This window comes from Acetomicrobium sp. UBA5826, from assembly GCF_002433005.1.
GTDB lineage: Bacteria > Synergistota > Synergistia > Synergistales > Acetomicrobiaceae > Acetomicrobium.
This window is the reverse complement of record NZ_DJHF01000018.1, coordinates 86,755-93,540: the sequence shown is the minus strand read 5'-3', so window position 1 is coordinate 93,540 and position 6,786 is coordinate 86,755. Positions and strand designations below refer to the sequence as shown.

Below are 6,786 nucleotides of genomic sequence, written 5' to 3'. Positions count from 1 at the left end.
ACGTTTTGCCTGTTATAATTGCCGTTATATTGGTTATGGGCTACATCCAGTTCTTCGGTTAACGAGAGAGGTGGTGGAGGGCGCGTAAAGATGCTGAAATGTTTTTGATCTTTTTAGGACATTTTACTATTATTAAAAAGAAAAAGGAGGAGAGGAAGATGGCTGAAGCCGGCAGAGAAAAGTTTTTAAAGCGGCGTCATATGATTTTTGCTGCGATAGGATCTGCGATCGGTTTGGGTAACGTCTGGCGTTTCCCCTATATGTGTTACGAATACGGAGGAGCTGCCTTTCTGGTAGCTTACATAATTGGTCTTTTTGCCATCGGAATTCCCTGGCTTCTTACCGAGTTTGGGATGGGGCATTACTTCCAAAAGGGAGCTCCAGGGGTGTTTCGCAGCATCGGTAAAAAATGGGAATGGGTTGGGTGGTTTCCAAGCATATCGGCCTTTTTGATCGATACTTATTATTGTGTCATCATGGCTTGGACCATAATTTACATGTTTAGTTCGATGACTTTGGCTTGGGGTGCCGGAGAAGCCGGTGCTCATCAGGCTGGGGATTATTTCTTCAAAACAGTGCTCAATCTTTCCGAGAGCCCGGGAGAGCTGGGCGGCTTGCAGTGGCCAATCGTCGGAGCTTTGGCCTTCACCTGGATCATAATTTATTTCGTAATATACCGGGGGGCCGAGATCGTTGGAAAAGTATCGGAGGTAGTCATGGTTCTGGCCTGGGTTTTGATCATAGCTATATTGATCAGAAGCTTGACCTTACCCGGTGCGGTTGATGGACTAAATTACTACCTTGACATCGATTGGTCTGTATTGAAAGGTGCCGGTGTGTGGTTTGCTGCTTTTAGCCAAATAGCCTTCTCACTTTCTGTTGGAATGGCGGGAATGTACGCCTATGGACGTTTCATCGCAAGGAAGGGAGATATTACGAACAATACAATGATCACCGCATTTTGCGACAGCGGCTTTGCCTTTCTGGCAGGCTTTGCCGTCTTCAGCACCGTAGGCTATATCATGCAAGCTCTTGGCGTATCCCTCCAGGATGTCACTATTGCCGGAATAGGGCTTGCCTTCGTGACCTATCCGGTAGGCATATCCCTGATGCCTGCTTTGAATCGCCTCACTGGAGTTCTGTTCTTTCTCATGTTCTGGATCATCGGCCTAAGTTCGGCCTACTATCTCGCCTACGCCGGATATATAATTCCCATGATCGACAAGTTTGGCTGGCAGAGAAAGAAGGTAGCTTTTTGGGGTTGTATCGTTGGATTTTTGGTGGGGCTCATTTATTGTACCCAGGGCGGCCTTTACTGGCTTGACATCGTCGACAGGACCGTTGCTTTCTACACGCTGCTGATAGGCGGTGCCATAGCTTCCCTGGTCGTCGGTTGGGTATTCGGAGCCGATAAGCTCCGAGAACACGTAAACGCTACCTCTGACATCAAGGTTGGTCCCTGGCTGGACTTTCTTATTAAGGTAGTAGTCCCGGCAGGCCTCTTTTTCGTTGTCGTTTACGGGGGCTTTATGCAGGACCTCAAGGAACCTTACGGCGGATACGGCAGTTGGTCTAACTTCATATGGATCCTTATGGTGATAGTGCTTGTGGCTAGCTTCGTATTGCAGAGCATGAAATCCAAGACGGAATGAAGAGGAGGGAGGTAAGATGACGAGTGCTGCTATCGGAACGACGGTGTTCATGGCAGTTGTTCTTATAGGTGGATTGATCTTTTGCTTCAGCAGAATGGGCAAGGGAGGAGGAGGATGGGAGGATTAAGAAAAGATTTACATACTTTCTTCCATCCCTCATAAAAAGATAAATCTCATCGGGAGTCGGGAAAGAATTTTCTTTCCCGACTTTTTGTTGTATGGGGATTTTTTGGGATCGCCCTTGTGGTATTATGAGACATTCTGTAAAATAATGCGCAGGATATACTTCCTGTGCTTTAAGTAAAACTGACTCGAAGAAGATGCTAATTTGTCTTGTACCTTGACAATTGAATGAGGGGTGATCTTTAAATGGGATTTGTTGTGATCGCATCGATCGTATTAGTCGGCGCGGCGGGAGTTGCCGTCGGCTATTACGTTCGAAAATTTCATGATGAGAAAAAGGTTTTAAGCACTAAGAAAATTGTTGACCAAATTTTGGATGAAGCAAAAAGAGAGGCCGAGACGAAGAAGAGAGAGATCCTTGCCGAGGCCAGAGAAGAAGCGCTTAAGATTCGACATGAGGTAGAAAGAGAGATCAGAGAGCGGCGAAGCGAACTTCAAAGAGCCGAAAGAAGGATCGAGCAAAGAGAGGAAACTCTCGACAGAAAGCTCGAGGGTTTGACCAGGAAGGAAGAGGAATTAAAGGCAAAACTGGCAGAGGCCGAAAGGGCAAAGGCTGAAGCCGAAGTGCTTTTACATGAACAGGTGCATAAACTGGAAGAAATAGCGGGACTTTCCAGAGAAGAGGCCAAAGAACTTCTCCTCAAAGAGGTGGAAGAGGAAGCATCCTGTTCTATCGGTTTGAAATTAAAAGAGCTGGAAGAGACCTTTAAACGCGAGGCCGACAGGAAGGCCCGAGAAATTATAACTACGGCGATTCAGCGTTGTTCCGTCGATCATACATCGGAAATCACGGTAAGCGTCGTTAATTTGCCCTCCGATGATATGAAGGGCAGGATAATAGGCAGGGAAGGAAGGAATATCAGAGCCTTCGAGAGCTTGACGGGCGTTGACCTGATCGTGGACGACACGCCGGAGGCGGTAACGTTAAGCTGTTTTGATCCGGTAAGGCGCGAGATTGCCCGAATTTCTCTGGAGAGGTTGATACTGGACGGTAGGATTCATCCTGCCAGAATAGAGGAAATCGTCGAAAAGGTGGGCAAGGAAGTGGAAGAGCACATGCTCGAGGTAGCCGAAAACGCGTTGCTCGAGGTCAACGTAGAGGGAGTACATTCCGAGATAGTGAAGACCTTGGGCAGGCTTGCATATAGATCAAGCTACGGCCAAAATGCCCTGGCACACAGCTTGGAAGTGGCACATTTGGCAGGGGTCATGGCATCTGAACTCGGATTGGATGAGAGGCTTGCGAAAAGGGCTGGATTGTTGCATGATCTGGGCAAGGCCATAGATTGCCAGGTTGAGGGCTCCCATGCCTTGATAGGAGCTGATCTTGCTAAACGTTACGGCGAGTCGCATGTCGTAGTGAACGCGATTGCCGCACACCACGAGGATGAGGAGCCAAAAAGCGTATATGCCGTTTTGGTGTTGGCTGCCGATGCTATAAGCGCCTCAAGGCCGGGAGCAAGGCGGGAGAGCATAGAGGCCTATATAAGAAGGCTGGAGAAGCTGGAAGAGTTAGCTTCTTCCTTCGATGGGGTTGAAAAAGCTTATGCCATTCAAGCGGGAAGGGAAGTGCGCGTAATGGTCTCGCCCGAAGCCGGCGATAACGGTGCGATATACAAAATTGCATACGATATTGCCCGAAGGATAGAGGAAGAGTTGAAGTACCCTGGCCAGATCAAGGTAACGGTAATTAAGGAATTACGAGCAATCGAGCTCGCAAAGTAGGAATTCTCATGAGAATCTTGTTTGTGGGAGATATCGTAGGCAGGCCCGGGCGTAAGGCCCTTCAGAAGTTTTTGCCGAAGGTCCGAAAAGAGCATGGCCCTTTCGATTTTGTGATTGCTAACGTTGAAAATGCTGCCGGCGGTTTCGGCATCACTCAAAAGATCTTGGACGAATTGTTGGCAGTGGGGATCGATTGCATGACCTCGGGCAATCATATATGGGATAAAAAAGAAGGCGTATCCCTTTTGGACACGGAGCCCAGGTTGTTGCGTCCTGCCAATTATCCCCCCGGTTGCCCCGGACGCTGGTGTATGACTTTGGATGGTGAGGCGGGCAGGTTGGTTGTGCTTAATCTGATAGGTCGCACTTTTATGTTCGACGTGGATTGTCCCTTTAGGAGGGCCGACGAAATTCTACAAGACATCGCAGTTCCTGTGTTGGTAGACTTTCACGCTGAGGCGACCTCAGAAAAGAGGGCGCTTGCACTTTATCTCGACGGGCGGATATCTGCATTGTTGGGTACCCATACGCACGTTGCCACGGCTGACGAAGAGATACTCGATGGCGGGACTGCCTTTATAACCGACGTGGGAATGACGGGAGGGCACGCCGGAGTCATTGGGATGCAGAAAGATTCGGTAATAAGTCGGTTTTTGACGGCGATGCCGGCGCGATTTGAGGCATGCAACGAAGATTTGCGGCTGAACGGTGCTTGTATAGATATAGACGCGTCGAGTGGGAAAGCCTTGAGCATTCGAAGGATAAGCGTGAGAGAAGGCTGTGAAACCCCGAATGAATAGAATCTTCGATTATTGCGATACCGATGTGGCGTAAATTACGGAAAAAGCGGGGCCTTGGTAAGGTCCCGCTTTTTAATGAAAAATATAGGGAGGCATGAGGAAAATGTGTCTTGCAATTCCTCACAGGATAGAGGAGGTTTTGGATTCAAGCAGGGCTGTCGCCCGCACTGGGTCGTTGCGAGTGGAAGTAAGGACGGACCTGGTGGATGAGGTAAATGTAGGGGACGTTGTGTTGGTGCACGCTGGTTTTGTCATTGAAAAGTGCGAAGAAAGGGATGGTCTGGAATTAGAAGAATTATGGAAAGAAGTGTTGAAAGTTGCCAGTCAAGGGCGCAGTGAAAGAGAAAATTGAATTACTTCGGCGTGCGCTAACTTTCTTTGCTGAACGCCCAATGACTTTTATGGAAGTTTGCGGTACTCACACGGTCGCTATTTATAGGAGCGGCATAAGGTCTTTATTGCCGCCCGACATTTCGCTGGTCTCCGGTCCGGGTTGCCCCGTTTGCGTGACGGATCAGGGGGAGATAGATGCCGCAATAAAACTTGCCGGCAAAGGGGATTTGATCTTCGCTACCTACGGCGATATGCTGCGCGTTCCTGGCACGAAGGGTTCGCTGCAGAGCTTGAGGGCACATGGCGCCGATGTTCGTGTCGTGAGGTCGGCAGATGAAGCCTTGTCGTTAGCCCTTAAAAACCCCGTTAAGGAGGTGGTTTTTTTGGGAGTTGGCTTTGAAACCACCGCTCCTTCCACTGCAGCTGTGGTCATTGAGGCGATGAATAGGGGTGTGCAAAATTTTTCCGTCCTTTCATTCCATAAACTGGTCCCTCCCGCTCTACGACTACTTGCTGAGTCAGAGGAATTGCAAGTTGACGGCTTTTTGCTTCCGGGACACGTGAGCGTTGTGCTGGGAGAAGAACCTTACCAATTTTTACCCAGGGATTTCAATATCGCCTGTGCAATAGTTGGCTTTGAGCCTTTGGATATAATGGAGGGGTTGGTTGAGCTGGCCCGCCAGGTAAGCGAGAGTGACTTCAAGGTCAGCCTCTTGTACGCGAGAGCCGTTAGGCCCCAAGGGAACGTAAAAGCTCAAGGGTTGATAGAAGAAGTATTCGATAAATGCGATTCAAAGTGGCGTGGTTTGGGGCCTATCGAAAGGTCGGGACTGAAGTTGAAGGGCGATTTTGCCCGGTTTGATGCTCTTTTGAGGTTCGACTTGAAGATCGAGGATGTCCCTCTCCCCCAAGGTTGCAAGTGCGGCGAAGTATTGATGGGCAAGATAACTCCAAAAGAATGCCCCCTTTTCTCTAAGCTATGCAGGCCCGATACCCCTGTTGGTCCCTGTATGGTATCGAGCGAGGGAAGCTGTGCAGCATGTTATAAGTACGATTATAGGGTGATGTAGCGATGTTCATCGAAATAAAACACGGAAGCGGTGGCAGGCCCACCCAAGAGCTTATCAAGGAGATCCTCGAAATATATCGGGATCAAAGCGTTAATGATTTGGAAGATTGTGCTTTAATTGAAAACGGTATAGGCGTAACGATTGACGGTTTTACTGTAAGCCCTCGGTTTTTTCCGGGAGGAGATATTGGGAAACTCGCTATCTGCGGAAGTACTAACGATTTAGCCGTCAGAGGGGTAAAGCCAAATTATGTTGCAGTAAGTTTCTTGATAGAAGAGGGATTGCCGAAGGACGAACTCTTTAGAGCCGTCGATAGCGCCTATCGTGTCAGCAAGGAATTGGATGTCAAGTTCATCGCCGGTGATACCAAGGTGCTGCCCAAAGGACAGGCTGACGGCATTTATATAACCTGCTGTGCCCTGGGTCAATCCGTGACGGATCGTCCCTGGGGTGTCAATGAGCTTTCTCCGGGAGATGTCATCATCGCCACCGGTCCTATCGGACAACATGGTGCTCTGATAGCCGCGCTCCGCTACGGCCTTGATGTGGATGAATTGGAAAGCGACTGCGCGCCTCTGTGGCCTTTAATGGAACCCCTGACGAAGATACCGGGCGTAAAGTGCGCAAGAGATTGTACGCGAGGCGGTTTGGGAACGGTCCTGTGCGAATGGGCCGAGGGTGCCTCCTTGGGCATTGAAATTGATGAAGATCTCATCCCACTGACCCGGCAGGTAATCTCCCTAGCCGACGTCTTGGGTTTTGACGTGTTGCACCTTGCCTGCGAAGGGACAGCTGTCATCGCCTTGGATCCCGACTGCCTGCATGAAGTCCTTTCTTCTTTGAAAGAGAAGGCACCCCTCTGCGCTGTTATAGGCAAGGTCACTGATGAACATGCCGGAATTGTCGGACTTAAGACCAGCATCGGCGGCATGCGCGTCGTCGACATGCCCTTGGGAGAGATAGTTCCCAGAATATGTTAGGCTGGAAATATGTTTGAGATATTCGGCCTTGACTTTGTGAAAT

The 6,786-nt window shown here is 49.4% G+C and carries 6 protein-coding genes; all 6 read left to right on the top strand.

Going from position 1 to position 6,786, the window contains the following annotated elements:
* The first annotated feature begins 158 nt into the window (after positions 1–158).
* The 6 genes from B3N34_RS06225 to hypE all read left to right on the top strand — a co-directional run bounded on the left by B3N34_RS06225 (position 159) and on the right by hypE (position 6,743).
* Entirely contained in the window at positions 159–1,652 is a 1,494-nt protein-coding gene (locus B3N34_RS06225; protein ID WP_286975855.1) for a sodium-dependent transporter, read from the top strand.
* A gap of 369 nt (positions 1,653–2,021) precedes the next feature.
* Positions 2,022–3,560, top strand: a complete 1,539-nt coding sequence (gene rny / locus B3N34_RS06220) for a ribonuclease Y (protein WP_213697445.1) — start codon at positions 2,022–2,024, stop codon at positions 3,558–3,560.
* Positions 3,561–3,568: 8 nt separating this feature from the next.
* Positions 3,569–4,360 (top strand): TIGR00282 family metallophosphoesterase, encoded by a 792-nt coding sequence (locus B3N34_RS06215; protein ID WP_286975852.1) that lies wholly within the window; start codon positions 3,569–3,571, stop codon positions 4,358–4,360.
* A 103-nt stretch (positions 4,361–4,463) separates the two neighbouring features.
* The gene (locus B3N34_RS06210; RefSeq protein ID WP_286975849.1) at positions 4,464–4,712 is read left to right on the top strand and encodes a HypC/HybG/HupF family hydrogenase formation chaperone; all 249 of its coding nucleotides are present in this window, start codon (positions 4,464–4,466) and stop codon (positions 4,710–4,712) included.
* Positions 4,696–5,763 (top strand): hydrogenase formation protein HypD, encoded by a 1,068-nt coding sequence (gene hypD / locus B3N34_RS06205; RefSeq protein ID WP_286975848.1) that lies wholly within the window; start codon positions 4,696–4,698, stop codon positions 5,761–5,763. The genes B3N34_RS06210 and hypD overlap by 17 nt, the downstream gene beginning before the upstream one ends.
* Positions 5,764–5,765: 2 nt before the next feature.
* Positions 5,766–6,743, top strand: a complete 978-nt coding sequence (gene hypE / locus B3N34_RS06200; protein WP_286975847.1) for a hydrogenase expression/formation protein HypE — start codon at positions 5,766–5,768, stop codon at positions 6,741–6,743.
* The last annotated feature ends 43 nt before the right edge of the window (positions 6,744–6,786 follow it).

Coding starts and splice junctions, on each gene's coding strand:
- rny (WP_213697445.1), top strand. CDS start 2,022: ATGGGATTTGTTGTGATCGCATCGATCGTATTAGTCGGCGCGGCGGGA.
- B3N34_RS06210 (WP_286975849.1), top strand. CDS start 4,464: ATGTGTCTTGCAATTCCTCACAGGATAGAGGAGGTTTTGGATTCAAGC.
- hypE (WP_286975847.1), top strand. CDS start 5,766: ATGTTCATCGAAATAAAACACGGAAGCGGTGGCAGGCCCACCCAAGAG.
- B3N34_RS06225 (WP_286975855.1), top strand. CDS start 159: ATGGCTGAAGCCGGCAGAGAAAAGTTTTTAAAGCGGCGTCATATGATT.
- B3N34_RS06215 (WP_286975852.1), top strand. CDS start 3,569: ATGAGAATCTTGTTTGTGGGAGATATCGTAGGCAGGCCCGGGCGTAAG.